The organism is Kribbella sp. NPDC004138 (genome assembly GCF_053603655.1).
The window spans coordinates 24,866-42,086 of the sequence record NZ_JBSGFZ010000042.1; the positions used below are offsets into that span (position 1 = coordinate 24,866).

Consider the following 17,221-nt stretch of genomic DNA (forward strand, 5'->3'; position numbering starts at 1 on the left):
TCAGCGGGCATGACAGATTGTCACGGACCGATCACGCATGGCCATCCGCTGGAGTCCGTATGAAGTACCTTCCCCTGGCCGTCGGCCTAGGGCTGTCCGTTGCCGCTGTTCTCGTCGTGCCGGGGTCGGGAGCGACCGCCTCCATGCAATCGGGGCAAGCGGAGACCGTCGTCGACAGACCGCATCCGGTCGCGAACAAGTACCTCGATCAGAAACCGCACTGGTACCTGTGCGGCGAACCCGAGATGCGGACCTTCTGCGCGAAGATCACCGTCCCGCGCGACTGGGCCAACCAGTACTCCGGCAACGATCTCCAGATCGCGGTCAGCAAGGTCGCGCCTGCCAAGGGCAAGCCGAGCCGTGTGGTGTTCGGCAACCCGGGCGGGCCGGGCGGCGCGGGCCTCGGGATGGCGCCGTACCTCGCGAGCCAGGCGCCGCTCGCCAAGGACCACCTCGCCGTCGGCTTCGATCCGCGCGGCACCGGCGGCAGCTCGAACGTCAGCTGCGACGGGACGCCCGGCTACACGATGGACGCCCGCGACCGCGAACCCGCGAACCGCGACCTGATCGCCGAGGCGTCGGCGATGGCGCACACGTACTGCGACCGCCAGTCCCGCGGCCTGCTCCCGTACATCACGACGGCCCAGACCGTGCAGGACATGGACCTGATCCGGCAGCTGCTCGGCTACGACAAGATCGACTACCTCGGGTACTCCGGCGGCACCTGGCTCGGCGCGTACTACCAGACGTACTTCCCCGAGCACGTCGGCCGCTTCGTGCTGGACTCGAACACCGACTTCACCAAGACGTGGCTCGACACGTTCGTCAGCCAGCCGCAGGCCTTCGAGCGCCGCTTCCGCGAGGACTTCGCGCCCTGGGCCGCCAAGTACGACGACCAGCTGCACCTCGGCTCGTCACCGGGCGCGGTCATCCGGCTGTACGAACGGTTGCGGCGGACGTTGAAGGAACGGCCGGCGACCGAGGAGTTCCTGGACGGCGCGGTGAACGTCACCTATGACGAGAACGTCCTCGACCAGATGGTGTCCGGGGACATGTACTCGAAACTCGACTTCCATTCCCTCGCGGCCGACCTGTTGTTCCTCACCGACCTTTCCGCGGCCCGGGCGAAAGGCGGTCCGCGGGCCGCGCAACGCCACGTCGACGCGCTCTCGCCGGCCCGGCAGCGGCAACTCGTGAAACGCGCCGGCCGGGAAGCCGTCGGCCTGCGGATGCTCGGTGCGGACGACGCCGAGGACGCCACCTTCACCGCGATCACGTGCAACGACACGGTCTGGCCGCAAGGCCGCGAGTACGGCGAGCAACTCGCCGCCCGGCTCGGTCCGCACTTCCCGCTGGTGGGCTGGACGATGACCCAGAACCCCTGCTTCTACTGGGACCGGCCGCACCTGACGATGCCGACGCCCACCGGGAAAGGCCTGCCCACGACGCTGATGGTGCAGTCGGTGCACGACCCGGCGACCAGTTACAGCCTGGCCGCCTCCGCGCACAGCCGGTACGCCGGCTCGCGGCTGCTGACCGTCACGGGCGAGGGCGACCACGGCGTGTACGGCGGCGTGAACCGCTGCGCGGACCGGATCGTCAACACGTTCCTCACCACCGGTGTCGCGCCGGCCAAGGACGTTTCCTGTGCTGGTGAAGGGATTCCGGCCCCCGAGACCGAGGAACCCGTTTTCGACGACGGCAGCGGCGCCCCGCTGCGGAAGATCGCGGGATTCACCAAGGCGATTTCCGGATATCTGCCGTAACGAGCGTTTGACAGCCGCCGGAATTCATCTACGGACCGGCAGTTCGCGGTCACCGTCGGCGAATTCCGGCGGAGGCTTTCGTTGTCAGGACAAATTTGTCAGGGCGATGTCAGGGTTCCGTCCCTGTGCGACACAGCGTGATAACGACAACATTGAGTCAGCGCGGAGGAACCGGGCGTCGACTGGGAGGGCTCGACGACGGTGACCATCGCCGACGTGGCTTCGGCCGGCTGTGAGGTGGGGGGACTGCCTGGGGGGTCAGACAGAGACACAGCCGGTCGGGTCACGTATTCGCGATCCGTGCCACCAGATCCCTCGCGGGGCACCGTCGATCCCCCAGGTCGTGGTGTCTCGCGAGGCACCATCGGTGTCAGAGCGGATCCCGGGTCCGAGCGGCCGATGGAGCCCCGGGCGGCGGGTACCCGTCCGCGACCGCGGCCAACGGCGCCGCGCGGCCGGCCGACCAGGCGGCCCGGAAGGCCCGCCGCTCGAGGGATGCTTCGACGGCGGCTCGCGTCGCCTCACGATCGGCCTTCTCGATCACCGGCACCGGCGCGCCGATGACGTCGCGCACCCCGTCGGCGGCGCCGAGCAGGAAGGCGGCGTACTCGCTGCGTTCGCGTTGCTGGGCGACGGCGGCGAGTTCCTCGAGGACGCTGGCCGAGCGCCACCGGTCGCCCAGGTCACGATGCTCGGCGAGGCTCTCGTCGAGCAGGTGGACGGCGCGTTCGGTCAGGCCGCGCCGGCGCTCGATGATGCCGAGCAGGTTCATCGACCAGGCGACGCCCTCGCGGTAGCCGAGCCGTTGCGACAGCGCGAGGCTCTCCTGCAGCAGGTCCTCCGCCTCGACGAGCTCACCGCCGTACTGCGCGATCGCGCCGAGACTGATCAGCGACCAGGCGAGTCCTTCGCCGTCGCCGACGACCCGGAAGCTGTCGCGGGCTCGCCGGCACCGGCGTTCCCCGATCTCGAGGTCGCCACGCAGCCAGGCCACGAACCCGAGGTGGTTGTGCGCCCAGGCCATGCCGCCGCGGTCGCCGAGACTCTCGTACAGGTCGTAGCTCTCGCAGTGCAGGTCCTCGGCCGCCTCGTAGTCCCCGCGTTCGCGCGCGACTCCGCCGAGGCGCTGCAGCACCAACGCCGTACCGGCCGGGTCGTCGAGCTCCTTGTACTGCCGCAGGGCCGTCTGCAGTCGCGCGGTCGCGGCGTCGTACTCGCACTGGAGGAACGCCAGCGTCCCGGCGCCCAGGTTCGCCTTCGCGCACACCGTCGACAGGTCCGCGATCTGTTCGGGCGGCACCGCGTCGCCGAGTTGCAGAGCGCGCTCGAGCCACTGACTGCCCTCGGCGTAATGGCCGCGCAGGTAGCAGAACAGCCACAGGCCGCCGGCCAGACGCAGTGCCTCGGTGGCCGCGCCGGTCCGCAGAGCCCAGGTCATCGCGGCGCGCAGGTTCGAGAGTTCGCCTTCCAGCCGCTCGAGCCACTCCCCCTGGTCCGGTCCGCGCAGATGGCTCTCGGACTCCTCGGCCAGCTCCACGTAGTACCGCGCGTGCCGCGCGGCAGCCTCGTCCGTCTCGCCGGACGCCCGCAGCTGATCGGCTGCGAACTCCCGGATCACCCCGAGCATGTAGTACCGCGCGATGCCGCCGCGCCGGACCACCCGGATCAGCGACTTGTCCGCCAGCCGGCCGATGAGGTCGAGGGCCTCGACCCGGGTGGCGCCGCCGGGCATGACCGCGGCGGCCGCGCCGAGCGTCCAGCCGCCCGCGAACACCGACAACTGGGCGAACGCGTCCCGCTCGGTCCGGGTGAGCAGCGCGTGACTCCACTCGATCGCGCCGTACATCGACTGCTGGCGCGGTGAAGCGGTCGGCGAGCCGCCGGCCAGGATGCTGAACGACGTCTCGAGCTCGGTCGCCAGCTCCTCGATCGTCATCACGTTCATCCGCGCCGCCGCCAGCTCGATCGCCAGCGGCATGCCCTCCAGGCGGCGTACGACGCGCGCGACCTGGTCGAGCTGGCCGGTCGGGTCGTAGCCACGCGCGGTCGCGCGCTCGACGAAAAGCCGCACGGCCTCCGAGGACGCCAACTGGTCCGCGTCGTGCGGCAGCGACAACGCCGGTACGACGTACACGCTTTCGCCCGGCAGCCGGAGCAGCTCGCGGCTGGACGCGAGGATCGACAGATTCGGGCAGTGCTCGAGCAGGGTCGCGCAGATCCCGCCGACCGTCGCGACCTGGTGCGAACAATTGTCGAACACGAGCAGCATCGTGCTCCTGCCGATCTGCTCGGCGATCTCCTCGACCAGCCGGGTGCTCTCCAGCAGATGCAGGCCGATCGAGGTCGCCGCCGTCGGCGCCACGGCCGCGGAGTCGGTCACCGAGGCGAGCGGGACCCAGCAGACGCCGTCCGGGAAGTTGTCCGCCACCCGGCCGGCGAGCGCCAGCGTGAGCCGCGTCTTGCCGACCCCGCCGGGCCCGGTCAAGGTGAGCAAACGAGTGATTCGCTGCCCCAGCATGCGTGTCGTCGCGGTCAGCTCGGTCGTCCGCCCGATCAGTTCGCTGATCGGCGCCGGCGGTTGCCGCAGCGGCAGCCGTGCGGTGTCGGCCTCCTGGCGCGCGGCCGCGGTCAGCGCCGCGACGTCCGCATCACCGAGCCGCAGCGCGTCCGAGAGCAGGCGCAGCGTGTGCGCCCGCGGCGCACGTCGCCGCCCCCGCTCCAATGCCGCGATCGCGTCGACGCTCAGACCGGCGAGCTCCGCCAGCTTCTCCTGCGACAGCCCGGCCTCCCGCCGATGCCGTCGCAGCAGGCCACCGAACCCTGCCCCCTGCACGTCGTCCGAGCCACGGCGAGACCCGTCTGATGGCACAGGACGGCTCCACCCAGTCTCCGACCCTTTACGTGGCGGCTGCCACGTACCTTCCTGAAAATATCCCGTTCCGCACCCGGTTGTCAGTCATCTCGGGACGTTCACAGCGAACTCCCGGGTAACTCACGAGGTCCGGTCGTGGTGCGCGATCGCCGTCCGCATCGCCTCGCGGGCCCGCCTCCGGTCCCCCGCGGCGTCGTACGCCGTGGACAGCCGGAACCACACACGCCAGTCGTCCGGGGCCGCTTCCGCCTCCGCCTGGTACCGCCCGAATGCCTCGTCCGCGGCCGCCCGGTCGACCCGGCCGGACGGCCGCCGGGGCAGATCGTCGACCGGCAGGCCACCGGCCGCCTCCAACTCGCGCGCCAGCACCTCGGTCCGCCGGCCGAACTGGATCTCGCGCCACACCAGGTACGCGCCGACGAGCGGGATGACCAGCACCGCGAGACCTAGTACGACGGCCACCGGCGTACCGACCTTGACCAGCAGAACGCCACGCCAGCCGATCAGTACGGCGTACGCGACGAACACAACCGCCAGGACGAAGGCGGTCTGCTTCGCTCTCATCTCAGGAGAGGTCGAGGAAGTGCTCGAGGCCGACGGTGAGGCCGGGTGCGCCGCCGATCCGCCGGACGCCGAGGAGCACGCCGGCCATGAACGAGACCCGGGCCATCGAGTCGTGCCGGATCGTCAGCGTCTCGCCCTCGTCGCCGAACAGCACCTCCTGGTGCGCGATCAGGCCGCGCAGCCGGACGCCGTGCACCCGGATCCCGGCGACGTCCGCGCCGCGGGCGCCGTCGAGCGCCGTCGTGGTCGCGTCCGGGATCGGGGCGGAGCCGGCTTCGCGGCGCGCGTCGGCAATCAGCTCCGCCGTCCGGCGCGCCGTGCCGGACGGGGCGTCGACCTTGTCCGGGTGGTGCAGCTCGACGATCTCGACGGACTCGTAGTACGGCGCGGCCTTCGCGGCGAACTGCATCATCAGCACGGCGCCGATCGAGAAGTTCGGCGCGATCAGCACACCGGTCCCCGGCGCCTTCGCGAGCAGCTCGCGCAGGGCGGCGAGCCGCTCGTCGTCGAAGCCGGTGGTGCCGACGACGGCGTGGATGCCGTGCTCGATGCACCAGGCCAGGTTGTCCATCACGACCTCGGGACGGGTGAAGTCGACCACCACCTCGGCGCCGGCCGCGGTCAGCGCGTCGAGCGCGTCGCCCTGGTCGAGCTGCGCGACCAGCTCACAGTCGGCGGCCTCCTCGACCGCGAGGCACGTCTGAGCGCCCATCCTGCCCTTGGCCCCCAGGACACCGACCTTGATCATGCGCACCCTTCCTGTCCGAGACCCTGTCCGATCGTCGGGAACAGGATCTCATCCGGCGGCGCGGCCGCCCCGCTCGGCCTTCGGAATCCACACCTGCAGGCCGATCGTGTCGTGCGCGGGCGCCAGCTGCTCGTACTCGGCCCGGAAGTCCAGCCCGCAGGCGCGCAGGGCGTCGATCTCGACGTCCGAGATCGCCCGGTTCAGGACGACGAGCGGCGCCCTGGACGGACGGTCGGCGCGGCAGACCTCCTCGATGCCGGCGGCGGTGCGGGCGCGTTCCTTCGGCGCGATCCAGGCCTCACCGAGCGGGCGGCCGCCGAGCATCAGGACCAGTCCGGCCATCTTGTCGAAGGCGAGCACCGGCCGCCCGGGCGGATCGGTGTACGGCTTCAGCTCCGTGGCCAGGCGGCTGAAGTTCTCCTCCGCCGCCGGTGACAGGTAGACGCCGTCGAGCGCGGGGATCGTCGAGGCCGCGGTCAGCTGCGAGTGGCCGACCGAGCGGTACGGGTAACGGAACAGGCCTGTGTACGCGATCGTCGAGGTCGCGACGAGCGCGCCGACGAGGACGAGCCCGAGTGTCAGCCGCGCCACGATCGGTGTGGCCCAGATGCCGGTAAGGACCGCGATCATCACCGCGGCCCAGGCGGCGAACGCGTTGAAGCCGATCGTGTAGAGCGGCGTGTTCGTGCCGAACGCCTGCACGAGCGGCAGCAGGACGAGCAGCGCGAGGATCACCCAGGTCCGGGTGTTCTCGCGGCTCAGCAGGGAGCGCGGCGTGACGCCGGCGCGGCCCGCGATCACGGCGCCCGCAGCCGCAACGACCGCCACCAGTACGGCGGCCAGCAGGGTCTCGGCGTACATAGGGATGTGCTGGGAGCCGCCCAATGCGCCATCGGCGACGGCGACGCGTCGTACCGAGAAGATCAAGGCGACCAACGCGAGGACCGCGGCCGCGATCCGGAGCCAACGCCAGCGGGCGATCGTGGCGACCGCGACTGCGATCAGCAGCAGGCCGTGCGCGACGAGTGTCCGGCCGATCAGGGTGATCGTGCTCGACCAGTACAGGTGCAGCAGCTCGGGCGGCGTGTACGACGTACCGGCGATGAACTTGTTGACGTCGAGGATCCCCGGCACAGCGACGTCCAGGCGGACCACGAAGAGCTGGACGACCAGCGCCGCCAGCCCCAGACCGCCGAGCGCGAAAAGGATGCCACGGGCAACGGATCGGCCGCCTTGACCGGCCAGTACGACCACCGCGGTGATCACGATCAGCCCGATCACCACGACCGACGTCCACTTGGCCAGCACCATCACGCCGATCACCAGTCCGGCGACGACGAAGATCCAGAACGGCACCGGCGTGCCGCGATCGACCGCGGTCGCCATCCACAGCACGCACGACACCAGCGTCAGCGCGCCGAGCAGCACGACATCGTTGTACCCGGGCGACTGCGGGATCCAGCTGTAACACATCCCGCCCGCGGCGAGCACAACCGCCGTCCCCGCGGCCTCCCACAGCCGGGTGGGCGGCGCTCCGGGTCGTCGGCCGCGCAGCCAGCGCATGAAGCTGTAGCCGAAGACGAGGTGAACGGTGACCACGGTGAACAGCCGGAAGAAGCGCAGCTTGACGATGTCGTACCCGAACCACTCGAACACCGGGCCGTACACGTACTGCACACCGGTCAGCGCCAGCGGGTTACTGTCCCACCACCGGTACGAGAGCAGGTAGTAGCCCTCGTCGGTGATGTCAAAGCCTTCGTTGGCGGCCCGGCCCGCGGTGAGAATCCACCACGCGGCCAGCCCGCCGGCCACCGCGATCACCCCGGCAAGCAGCACGAACCGTCTGCCTGCCGAGGGAACCGTACTCACGGCCGCCACCCTAGGCCATCACTCCAGACCTATCGCTCACGCGTGTGAGTAGGCGGTCTGCGCTTCCTCCGCGAAGTGGCAGGACACGGTCTGGCCGGATCTGATCTCCCGCAGCTCGGGTACGTCGGTGCTGCACTTGGCCTCGGCCCGCAGGCAGCGGGTGTGGAACCGGCAGCCGGACGGCGGCATGACCGGTGACGGCGGGTCACCGGCCAGCACGATTCGCTTCCGGCCCTGCCGCGCCAGACCGGGCTCCGCCGACAGCAGCGCCTGCGTGTACGGGTGCGCGGGCACGTCGTACACCTGCTGGTGACCGCCCAGCTCCGCGACCTTGCCGAGGTACATCACCGCGACCCGATCGGAGACGTGCCGGACCACGGACAGGTCGTGGGCGACGAAGATGATGCTCAGGCCGAGCTCCCGCTGCAGCCGCATCAACAGGTTCACCACCTGCGCCTGCACGGACAGGTCCAGCGCCGACACCGGCTCGTCGCACAGCAGTACGTCGGGGCTCAGCGCGATGGCCCGCGCGATCCCGATCCGCTGCCGCTGACCGCCGGAGAACTGGTGCGGGAACTTGGTCGCGTCCTCCGGCCGCAGCCCGACCAGCTCGAGCAGCTCGCGGACCCGGCCCCGGAGGTCGACGCCCTTGCCGACGTCAGGGTGCACCTCGAACGGCTCGGCGACGATCTCGCCGACCCGCATCCGTGGGTTCAGGCTGGAGTACGGGTCCTGGAACACCACCTGGACGTTACGCCGCCAGCGCCGCAGCTCGCGGCCGCGGAGCTTGCTCACGTCCACTCCGCCGTACTCGATCCGGCCCGCGGTCGGCTTCTCGAGCGCGGCGAGCAGCCGCACGAGCGTCGACTTCCCGCAGCCGGACTCGCCGACGATGCCCAGTGACTCGCCCTGGCGCAGCGTCAGGTCGACGCCGTCGACGGCACGGACGACGGTCTTGGCGCCGAGGTTCAGCGCCGGGCTGATGTCGTAGTGCTTCACGACATTCGTTGCCACCAGTAACTCGTTCACACGGCCTCCTTGGCGGCGATCGTGGTCCGCCGCAGGCATGCGGCATCCCGCCCCGGCGCCACCGTCAGCAACGGCGGCACCTCGGCGGCGCAGTCGTCGACCGCGATCGGGCACCGGGCCCGGAACGCGCACCCGGACGGCATCGCCCGCAGCGACGGCGGCGTCCCCGGGATCGTCGGCAGCTCGCGGCCCTTCAGGTCGGCCGACGGCATCGAGCCGAGCAGCCCTTCGGTGTACGGGTGCACGGGGTGGTCGAGCGCCTCCGCCGTCGCGGCCCGCTCGACCACGTGGCCGGCGTACATCACCACGACGTTGTCGGCGACGTCCGAGACGACGCCGAGGTCGTGGGTGATCAGCACCACGCCCATGTCCCGCTCGGCCTGCAGCTCCGCGATCAGCTCCAGGATCTGCGCCTGCACGGTGACGTCGAGCGCGGTGGTCGGCTCGTCGGCGATCAGGACGTCGGGATCGAGCGCGAGCGCCATCGCCAGCATCACCCGCTGCCGCATCCCGCCCGAGAACTCGTGCGGGTAGTCCCGCACCCGCTTCGCGGCGGCCGGGATCCGGACCTGGTCGAGCATCTCGGCGGCCCGCTTCATCGCGTCCCGCTTCGACATCCCGCGGTGCACCCGGTAGCACTCGGCGATCTGGGTCCCGACCGACTGCACCGGGTTCAGCGCCGACAGGGAGTCCTGGAACACCATCGTGATCCGGTCGCCGACGATCCGGCGCCGTTCGGCCGTGGTCATCGAGATCAGGTCCACACCGCGGTACTCCGCGGTCCCGGACACGATCCGGCCGGGCGGCATCTCCAGGATCCCGGTCAGCGCCTGGGTCGAGACGCTCTTGCCGGACCCGGACTCGCCGAGGATCGCCAGCGTCTCCCCCGCCCGCACCTGCCAGGACACCCCGTCCACGGCCCGCACCGGACCGCGCGGCGTATCGAACTCCACCGACAGGTTGTCGACCTTGAGCAGTACTTCGCCTGTCGCAGTCATCGGGCCTCCCGGTCTGGACTGAGGAGCGGAGGGAGCGAAGCGACCGGAGCGACGAGGGAAGACCGGGAGTCACAGCCCGATGACTCACCGAGCCGGAGGCGAGGAATATGTACAGTCATCGCATCAACTTCGGGTCGAGGGCGTCCCGGATCGAGTCGCCGATGATCATGAACGAGATCGTCATCGTGGAGATGAACAACGCCGGCCAGATGAACAGGTGCGGGGTGTCGCGGTACGACGCCGCGACGCCGAACTGCGAGCCCCACGAGATCGACGGCGGTTGCAGCCCGACCCCGAGGAACGTCAGCGCGGCCTCGAGCCCGACCATGCCGCCGATGCCGAGCGTGGTCATCGCCAGCAGCGGCGCCATCGCGTTCGGGAACACGTGCTTGCGCAGGATCCGGACCGGCGGCACCCCGATCGAGCGGGCCGCGAGCACGTACTCGCGGTTGCGGACCGAGAACACCGTGGCCCGCATCAGCCGCATCCCGCCCGGCCAGCCGATCAGCAGGATGACGCCGACGATGATCCAGATACTGCGGTCCGCGACCGAGTTCAGGATCACGATCAGCACCACGATGCCCGGGATCGAGAACAGTACGTCGGCGGTCCGCGAGATCAGCCCGTCCACGAAGCCCGGAAAGTACCCGGCCAGCAGGCCGAGCGAGCCGGCCAGCAGGAACACACCGAAACTGGCGCAGATGCTGACCAGCACCGACGGCCGCGCGCCGTAGACGACGTTCGCGAAGTAGTCGCAGCCCTGGATGTCGAACCCGAAGGGGTGCCCAGGGCCGCTGCCCTGGCGACTCTTCCCGAGCTCACAGAACCGGGGATCGACGGAGGTGAACAGCTTCGGCACCGCCGCCATCGCGAAGAACACCACCAGCAGCAGGCTGCACAGGACGAACTGCGGCTTGCGCAGCAGCGCCCGCAGCAACTCGCGGTTGGACAGGGTACGACCGTCGCCGAGCTCCTGGGCTTCGGCGCCGACCACTGCTTGCACATCAGACATTGCGCACCCTCGGATCCAGGACGCCGTACAGGAGGTCGACCAGCAGGTTGATCAGGATGAACGAGATGAACGCGAGCGTGGACAGCAGCACCACGACACCGCCCTCCTTCAGCTTGATCGCCTGGAACATGAACTGGCCGAGCCCGGGCAGGTTGAAGATGCTCTCGGTGATGATCGCGCCGCCGAACATGCCGGCCAGGTCGAGCCCGATGAACGTGACCACCGGCAGCAGCGCGTTCGGCAGGATGTGCCGCCACAGCACCCGCTGCTCGCCGAGGCCCTTGGCCCGCGCGGTCTTTACGAAGTCCGCGTTCACCGTCTCCACGATCGACGTCCGCAGCAACCGGGCCAGCCCGGCGAAGCCGAGCACGCCGATCACCAGCGCGGGCAGCAGGTACGAGCGCGGGAACCCTTCGAGCACACCGGACACCGGGAACCACTTCAGCTCGACGCCGAACAGGTACTGCGCGGCGAAGTAGGCCACCAGCCCGGGCACCGCGAGCAGCACGAGCGTCGTCAGCAGCAACGACCGGTCGATCCAGCCGTTGCGCTTGAAACCGGCGTAGATCCCGAAGAACAGCCCCAGCGTCCACTGGACGGCGTTCGCCAGCAGCGTCAGCTTCAGCGTCACCGGGATCCGCAGCCGGAGCTGGGCGGCGATGTCCGCGCCCGCGAACGTCGTACCGAAGTGGCCGGTGAGGATGTCCTTCATGCTCAGCAGGTACTGGACGATGAACGGGTCGTCCAGGTGGTACTGCGCCCGCTTGGCGGCCAGCACCGCGGCCGGGATCGGCTTGTCGCCGGCCAGTTCCCGCAGGGGGTCCCCGGGCATCGCGAAGACGAGCGCGAAGACCCCCAACGTCACCAGCACACCGATCGGCACGGCCGCCACCGCGCGTCGTAGGACGTAACGAATCATCTGTGTTGCCGCGAACGGCGCCCGTTGGTCAAGGCCCGGAAGAACCGCGGCTTCCTCCCTTCAGGGACAAGGAAATGTCGGCGCTGGCTGATTCGATGAGTGCCATGTCCCGGTTCCGCCTCTACCCATCCCCCGCGCAGCACCACATGTTGCTGAAGCAGTGTGCTCATGCGCGCTACGTCTGGAATCTGGCGCTTGAGCAATGGTCGATGTGGACCCCTGGCAAACCTCGAACACCGGGCTTTGCCGAACAGTGTCGGCAGCTGACCGAAGCTCGAGCCGCGTCGGGCTGGCTGCGCGATGGGTCGCAGACCGTACAACAGCAAGCGCTGCGGGATTTCGGCCAAGCTGTCCAGCGCTTCTACGCCGGCATCCATCGGCGACCGAAGTGGCGCAAGGCTGGACTCGACGAAGGATTCCGGATCGTCGGCGCCCAGGCATCGCGGATCATGAAGGTGAGCAGGAAGTGGGCGCGGGCTCTGATACCTAAGGTTGGCTGGGTGAGGTTCCGGCTGTCCCGCGCCGTACCCGACGCCAAGTCGTACCGCATCAAACGGGACCGCTCTGGTCGCTGGCACATCGCCTTCGCTGTCGTCCCCGACCCGATCCCTCCACCCGGTACAGGCGAGGTTGTTGGCGTGGACCGCGGCGTCGCGGTGTCCGCTGCGTTGAGCACTGGCGAACTGCTGCGGTGCCCGGGGCTGTCGACGACCGAGCAGGGTCGGCTCGAAGACCTGCAACGCCGATTGGCACGCTCTCGCCGCGGCTCCGGCCGACGACAACGAACGCTGGCCGCGATTGCCAAGCTGTGCGCTCGCGGCGCCGATCGCCGCAAGGACTGGGTGGAGAAGACCAGCACCGATCTCGCGCGGCGCTTCGACATCGTTCGAGTCGAAGACCTGCGCCTCATCCAAATGACCAGGCGGCCGAAGCCAAAGCCAGATCCCACGCGACCGGGAAACTACCTCCCGAATCAGCGCCGCCCCAAGGCGCGACTCAGCCGCGGCATTCAGGCCAACGGCTGGGGCGCTCTGGTGCGACGCCTTGAGCACAAAGCTGCCGGGCGGGTCGAGAAAGTCAACCCCGCGTACACCTCGCAGACCTGCAGCGTCTGCGGGCACCGCGCACCGGAGAACCGCAAGAGCCAAGCGGTTTTCCGGTGCGCAGCCTGCGGACACCAGGCCAATGCTGACGTGAATGCGGCCGTCAACATCGCGGCCGGACGGGCCGTCAGCGCACGCCGAGAGACGCCCACACGGGTCCCGCCGAAGCGTGAACCTCAACTCACTACCTCCACGTAGTAGTTGAAATCCCTGACCATCACGGGCGGGGAGGACGTCAATTGAACGTGGCCCAGAGCGCCGAGACGCCGACGTACTTCGAGACCCGCGGCTCGATCTTCGCCGAGTGCAGGTACGCGTTCGACTTGGTGTACAGCGGGATCAGCGGCATGTCCTCGAGCGCGATGTCCTCGGCCTGCTGGTACAGCTTGATCGCCTTGTCCGGGTCCGGCTCGGCGTCGCCCTTGGCCAGCACGGCGTCCAGCGCCGGGTTCGAGTACATGGCGAAGTTCGCGTCACCGTTGGACTTGAACATCGGCGTCAGGTAGTCCTCGATCGACGGGTAGTCGTGGCCCCAGCCGCTGAACCGCAGGCCATCCAGCTTGTGGTTGTTGGCCAGCTCGGTGATCTCCGAGCTCTGCTTGCCGGTGTACTTCACCTCGATGCCGAGGTTCTGCCGGAGCATGTTGCCGATCGCCTCGGCGAAGATCTGGCCGGTCGCCGACGTGGTGCTGTAGTTGATGTTCAGCGGGCCGGTGAATCCGCCCGCCTCCTGCAGCAGCTGCTTGGCCTTGCCGGCGTCGAAAGCGCAGTACTTGCAGGCGTTCGCGCGGTAGCCCGCCATGTCCGGGGCGACCAGGCCCGTGGCCGGCTCGGACAGCCCGACCAGGTCGGCGAACGCCTTGCGGTCGATCGCCTCCGAGATCGCGTGCCGCAGCTTCGGGTTCTTGAACCGCGCGTCCCAGGCCGGGATCACCAGGTAGTTCGCGCCCGAGCTGACGCTGGTCACCCACTGGTCCGGGGCGTCGGTCTTGAAGCTCTTCACCTTGGTCGACGGCACGTCGACGAAGTCGAGGTTGCCGGCCAGGAACTCGTTGTACGCGGTGTCCGCGTTCGGGATGAACCGGTAGGTGATCTCGTCAGCCTGCGGGACCAGGGCGCCCTTGTAGCCGTCCCACTTGGCCAGCTTGAGGTCGTCACCGGGGTTCCAGTCCGCCGCCAGCTTGTACGGGCCGTTGCCGATCGGCTTGCGCTTGTACGCGTCCGGGTTCTTGCGGACCTCTTCGGGCAGCGGCGCGAGGCCTAGGTACTGCAGCGTCAGGCCGAACTGCGAGAACGGCACCTTGAGCTTGACCGAGAACGTCAGGTCGTCGATCTGCTTCAGCCCGCTCATCGTCTTCACCGCGGTCGGCTTCGGCGTCGCGCCGTCGGGCGTCGGCGGGTTCAGCGCGTCGTACCCGTCGACCTTGGAGAAGAACCCGTTGTTCTTCCAGGCGTTCGAGCCCATCGCGGTCATGTTCCAGCTGTCCACGTAGTCCTTCGCGGTCAGCGGCTGGCCGTTCTGGAAGGTGTTGCCGGGCTTCAGCTTGATCGTCCAGGTCTGGCTGGTCTTGTCCGGCGTGACCGAGTCGGCCATCACGTTCTGCAGCTTGCCGGTCTCCGGGTCCGTGGTCACCAGCGGTGCGAAGATCGCCATCGAGACCCCGATCCCCGCGGTGCCGTTGTCGTTCAACGGGTTGATGTACTCCGGCGGGTCGGCAGCGATCGCGATCACCTCGGTCTTGCTGCCGGAGCTGCCGCCGGAGCCGCTGCTCTTCCCGTCACCACACGAGGCGAGCACCAGCGCCAAGCCGAGTGCCACCCCCACTACCCCACTCAGACGTCGCACGGTCGAACCAACTTCCTCGGCGGGAGGGCCGTTTAGGCGGGCGGAACAAGCGCCATGGTGGCTGGTCGAAACTGCGCATGTCAACGTTGTCAGGCGCAAAGCGGCGGCGCGTAACGTAGGCGTTACTTTGCCAAGACCTCAGATGACCAGCGGTCGCTTCCGGAGCGAGCCCTCACTTAATCAGATCAGTCCGCTGGAGTCATCTGATGACAGGTCAGATTTGTGCGAAACTCGTCACTGCGCACAGTTGCGCAGTGTCAGCGGTAACCAGCCGCTTGCAGTCGGTAAAGCTCGGCATACGTACCGCCGTACGCCAACAGCTCCTCGTGCGTCCCGCGTTCGACCACGCGACCGCGCTCCAGGACGACGATGAGATCCGCCGACCGCACCGTGGAGAAGCGATGTGAGATCAGCAGGGTGATGCGCCCGTCGGCACGTCCCGCGCGCGCCTCCGCGGCCAACCGGTCGAATCCCCGAGCGCGGTCGCCGACGCACGCTGCAGGGGGCCCGCGATCCACTGCAGCAGCAGGCATCCGGCACCGACGACGGCCCAGGTCGTCGCTCGGGAACTGTCTGCGTCGGCGACTCCTGCGACGACCTGCCCGATCGCAACCACGCTCCCGATCGGCGCCGCCGCCGACAGCGCGATCATTGCGACCGTCAGCACGAACAGGCCGCGCCCCGACCGCCAGGCCACAGACACGAACCCCCGAAATCCGGTCACCGGCCCCAGTCAACTAGAGTCCGGCGGCCGAAACCACGGCATTTCGGTTCACCGATTGCTCGCGACCTCTCCTTGAGCCGCGAAGAGGCGGGCGAAGCGGCCGTCGGGGTGATTCATCAGGTCGTCGTACGCGCCTTGCTGCACCACGATGCCGGCGTCTATGACGTAGATGCGGTCCATCTCTCGCAGCGTCCAGGCGCGGTGTGACACCACGATCGTGATCCGGCCGGCGCTGGTACGGCGCAGCTCGGCGAAGATGTCGCGTTCCGCCTCGGCGTCGATCGCGGACGTCGGCTCGTCGAGGATCCACACGCCCGCCGCACGCAACCGGATCCGGGCCAGCGCGAGCCGCTGCCATTGGCCGCCGGAGATCCCGGTGCCACCCCACTGCTGCCCGAGTTGCGTGTCCAGCGGCGACTCCGCGGCGAAGGTGCCGGACAGCGCCGCCCGGACATCCCGATCGCTGACGGTGTGCGGCGCGCCGAGGCCGACGGCGTCCCGCAGGGTGAACTCGAAGCGCCCGAACTCCTGTACCAGCAGGCCGAAGTGCGCCAGCCGCTGGTCCTCGGACAGCGCGGCGGCATCCGCCCCGTCGATCAGCACCCGGCCACGATCGGGACGCAACGCACCGACGAGCAGGTTGATCGCCGTCGACTTGCCGGCGCCGTTCACACCGACGAGCGCGACCAGTTCGCCCCGGCGCGCCTCGAGGCAGACGTCGCGAAGCGTCGGCTCGACCGCGCCCGGGTAACCGAAGGTGACGTTGTCCAAGGCAACGGAATCGACCGTCCGGACCACCGCGCGACGCCGCCGGTCCGGAATACTCCGGACGAACCGCCGGTAGATCGCGGCCTGCGGCGCCGCGGTGACGATGCTGCCGAACGCGTACCCGCACTGGCGGATCGCGTTCAGCCCGGTGATCGTCCCGGCCACTGCGGCGGCCGCCGCTCCCCCACTCGCACCACCGACCACCAGCGCGATCAGCGCTCCGCCGAACAGCACGACCGTCGCCAGCGCCGCGGCCAGCTCGAGCAGCATCGCCGTACGGATCATCCCGTCGAGGACCCAGGTCGCCTTCGCGCGGCCGTCGGCGACCAGTTCGGCCACCTTCCAGCCGGAGCCGAGCACGGCCAGCTCGGTCCCCGGGCGCTGCTGGATGAGCTGCTCGGTCGCGTACGCCGCCTTGCGCTCGTACGCACCCACCTGCGGCCAGCCCCTCGACTCCATCCGCGAGATCAGCGTGAATGCGAAGACCGTCGGAAAAAGCGCCGCGAGCACCAGTAGCCCGGACAGCAGGTTGATCGACGAGATTGCCACACACAGCACAACCGATGTCGCCGCCGCGCTGAGCACCTGGACCGGCTTCCCGGCGACATCGCTCATCGGATAGGTCGCCGTGTGACTGGCTTCCAGGTCCTGCACCACCTCGGGCTCGGCCAGCCGAATCGGGCTCAGCCGGGACGCCGCTGTGGTCAGCTCGACCCGCAGAGCCAGCCGCAATCGCAGCATCATCCGCTGCCCGGCGCCGTTCGACACCTGCGTCAGCGGGTACATCGACCCGACCACGACGGTCAGTCCGAGCAACGGCCGCCACGGGTCGTCCGCCTCGATCAGGTCCCGGATCAGTACGACCTGTGCGCCGGGCAGGATCGCCAGGAGCAGCTGGAGAACCGAGTACAGCGCGAGCCATCCAGGAGTGATCCGGACGGCGTCGGCAACCGATTCACGGGCAGTACGGAACGCCTCGAGCACGATGATCCTCTTCCACGCA

Annotated in this window: 14 protein-coding genes; 2 read left to right on the forward strand and 12 right to left on the reverse strand. The window is 69.2% G+C overall.

Going from position 1 to position 17,221, the window contains the following annotated elements:
* The first annotated feature begins 59 nt into the window (after positions 1-59).
* Entirely contained in the window at positions 60-1,766 is a 1,707-nt protein-coding gene (locus ACWEOO_RS39805; protein ID WP_452147468.1) for an alpha/beta hydrolase, read from the forward strand.
* Positions 1,767-2,136: 370 nt separating this feature from the next.
* Here ACWEOO_RS39805 and ACWEOO_RS39810 read toward each other — a convergent pair whose 3' ends face one another.
* The 8 genes from ACWEOO_RS39810 to ACWEOO_RS39845 form a co-directional block, all read right to left on the reverse strand.
* Positions 2,137-4,635 carry an ATP-binding protein gene (locus ACWEOO_RS39810; protein ID WP_452147469.1) on the reverse strand — a complete coding sequence of 833 codons (2,499 nt, stop codon included), beginning with the start codon at positions 4,633-4,635 and terminating at the stop codon, positions 2,137-2,139.
* A gap of 123 nt (positions 4,636-4,758) precedes the next feature.
* The gene (locus tag ACWEOO_RS39815; protein ID WP_452147470.1) at positions 4,759-5,202 is read right to left on the reverse strand and encodes a hypothetical protein; all 444 of its coding nucleotides are present in this window, start codon (positions 5,200-5,202) and stop codon (positions 4,759-4,761) included.
* Between the two features lies 1 nt (position 5,203).
* Entirely contained in the window at positions 5,204-5,950 is a 747-nt protein-coding gene (dapB, locus tag ACWEOO_RS39820) for a 4-hydroxy-tetrahydrodipicolinate reductase (RefSeq protein WP_452147471.1), read from the reverse strand.
* Positions 5,951-5,998: 48 nt separating this feature from the next.
* Positions 5,999-7,819, reverse strand: a complete 1,821-nt coding sequence (locus ACWEOO_RS39825) for a hypothetical protein (protein ID WP_452147472.1) — start codon at positions 7,817-7,819, stop codon at positions 5,999-6,001.
* Positions 7,820-7,855: 36 nt separating this feature from the next.
* A complete protein-coding gene (locus ACWEOO_RS39830) occupies positions 7,856-8,743 on the reverse strand; it encodes an ABC transporter ATP-binding protein (RefSeq protein ID WP_452147490.1) in 888 nt (295 codons plus the stop codon).
* Positions 8,744-8,844: 101 nt separating this feature from the next.
* Positions 8,845-9,846: an ABC transporter ATP-binding protein gene (locus tag ACWEOO_RS39835; RefSeq protein WP_363710678.1), complete on the reverse strand. Its 1,002-nt coding sequence runs from the start codon at positions 9,844-9,846 to the stop codon at positions 8,845-8,847.
* A 115-nt stretch (positions 9,847-9,961) separates the two neighbouring features.
* Positions 9,962-10,858, reverse strand: coding sequence for an ABC transporter permease (locus ACWEOO_RS39840; protein ID WP_363710677.1), 897 nt, complete (start codon positions 10,856-10,858; stop codon positions 9,962-9,964).
* Complete coding sequence (locus ACWEOO_RS39845) at positions 10,851-11,777, reverse strand: ABC transporter permease (RefSeq protein ID WP_363710676.1); 927 nt, start codon at positions 11,775-11,777, stop codon at positions 10,851-10,853. Before ACWEOO_RS39845 ends, ACWEOO_RS39840 begins: the two co-directional genes overlap by 8 nt.
* A gap of 74 nt (positions 11,778-11,851) precedes the next feature.
* Between ACWEOO_RS39845 and ACWEOO_RS39850 the strand changes: the two genes are divergently transcribed.
* A complete protein-coding gene (locus ACWEOO_RS39850) occupies positions 11,852-13,078 on the forward strand; it encodes an RNA-guided endonuclease InsQ/TnpB family protein (RefSeq protein WP_452147473.1) in 1,227 nt (408 codons plus the stop codon).
* Between the two features lie 37 nt (positions 13,079-13,115).
* On the opposite strand, the gene ACWEOO_RS39855 is transcribed toward ACWEOO_RS39850, so the two are convergent.
* From ACWEOO_RS39855 to ACWEOO_RS39870, 4 genes are all read right to left on the reverse strand, one after another.
* Positions 13,116-14,699, reverse strand: coding sequence for a peptide ABC transporter substrate-binding protein (locus ACWEOO_RS39855; protein WP_452147474.1), 1,584 nt, complete (start codon positions 14,697-14,699; stop codon positions 13,116-13,118).
* Between the two features lie 284 nt (positions 14,700-14,983).
* Entirely contained in the window at positions 14,984-15,115 is a 132-nt protein-coding gene (locus ACWEOO_RS39860; RefSeq protein WP_452147475.1) for a hypothetical protein, read from the reverse strand.
* 20 nt (positions 15,116-15,135) lie between these two features.
* Positions 15,136-15,450, reverse strand: coding sequence for a hypothetical protein (locus ACWEOO_RS39865; RefSeq protein ID WP_452147476.1), 315 nt, complete (start codon positions 15,448-15,450; stop codon positions 15,136-15,138).
* A 48-nt stretch (positions 15,451-15,498) separates the two neighbouring features.
* Entirely contained in the window at positions 15,499-17,202 is a 1,704-nt protein-coding gene (locus ACWEOO_RS39870) for an ATP-binding cassette domain-containing protein (protein ID WP_452147477.1), read from the reverse strand.
* Positions 17,203-17,221 lie beyond the last annotated feature (19 nt).

Coding starts and splice junctions, on each gene's coding strand:
- ACWEOO_RS39805 (WP_452147468.1), top strand. CDS start 60: ATGAAGTACCTTCCCCTGGCCGTCGGCCTAGGGCTGTCCGTTGCCGCT.
- ACWEOO_RS39815 (WP_452147470.1), bottom strand. CDS start 5,202: ATGAGAGCGAAGCAGACCGCCTTCGTCCTGGCGGTTGTGTTCGTCGCG.
- dapB (WP_452147471.1), bottom strand. CDS start 5,950: ATGATCAAGGTCGGTGTCCTGGGGGCCAAGGGCAGGATGGGCGCTCAG.
- ACWEOO_RS39835 (WP_363710678.1), bottom strand. CDS start 9,846: ATGACTGCGACAGGCGAAGTACTGCTCAAGGTCGACAACCTGTCGGTG.
- ACWEOO_RS39840 (WP_363710677.1), bottom strand. CDS start 10,858: ATGTCTGATGTGCAAGCAGTGGTCGGCGCCGAAGCCCAGGAGCTCGGC.
- ACWEOO_RS39845 (WP_363710676.1), bottom strand. CDS start 11,777: ATGATTCGTTACGTCCTACGACGCGCGGTGGCGGCCGTGCCGATCGGT.
- ACWEOO_RS39850 (WP_452147473.1), top strand. CDS start 11,852: ATGTCGGCGCTGGCTGATTCGATGAGTGCCATGTCCCGGTTCCGCCTC.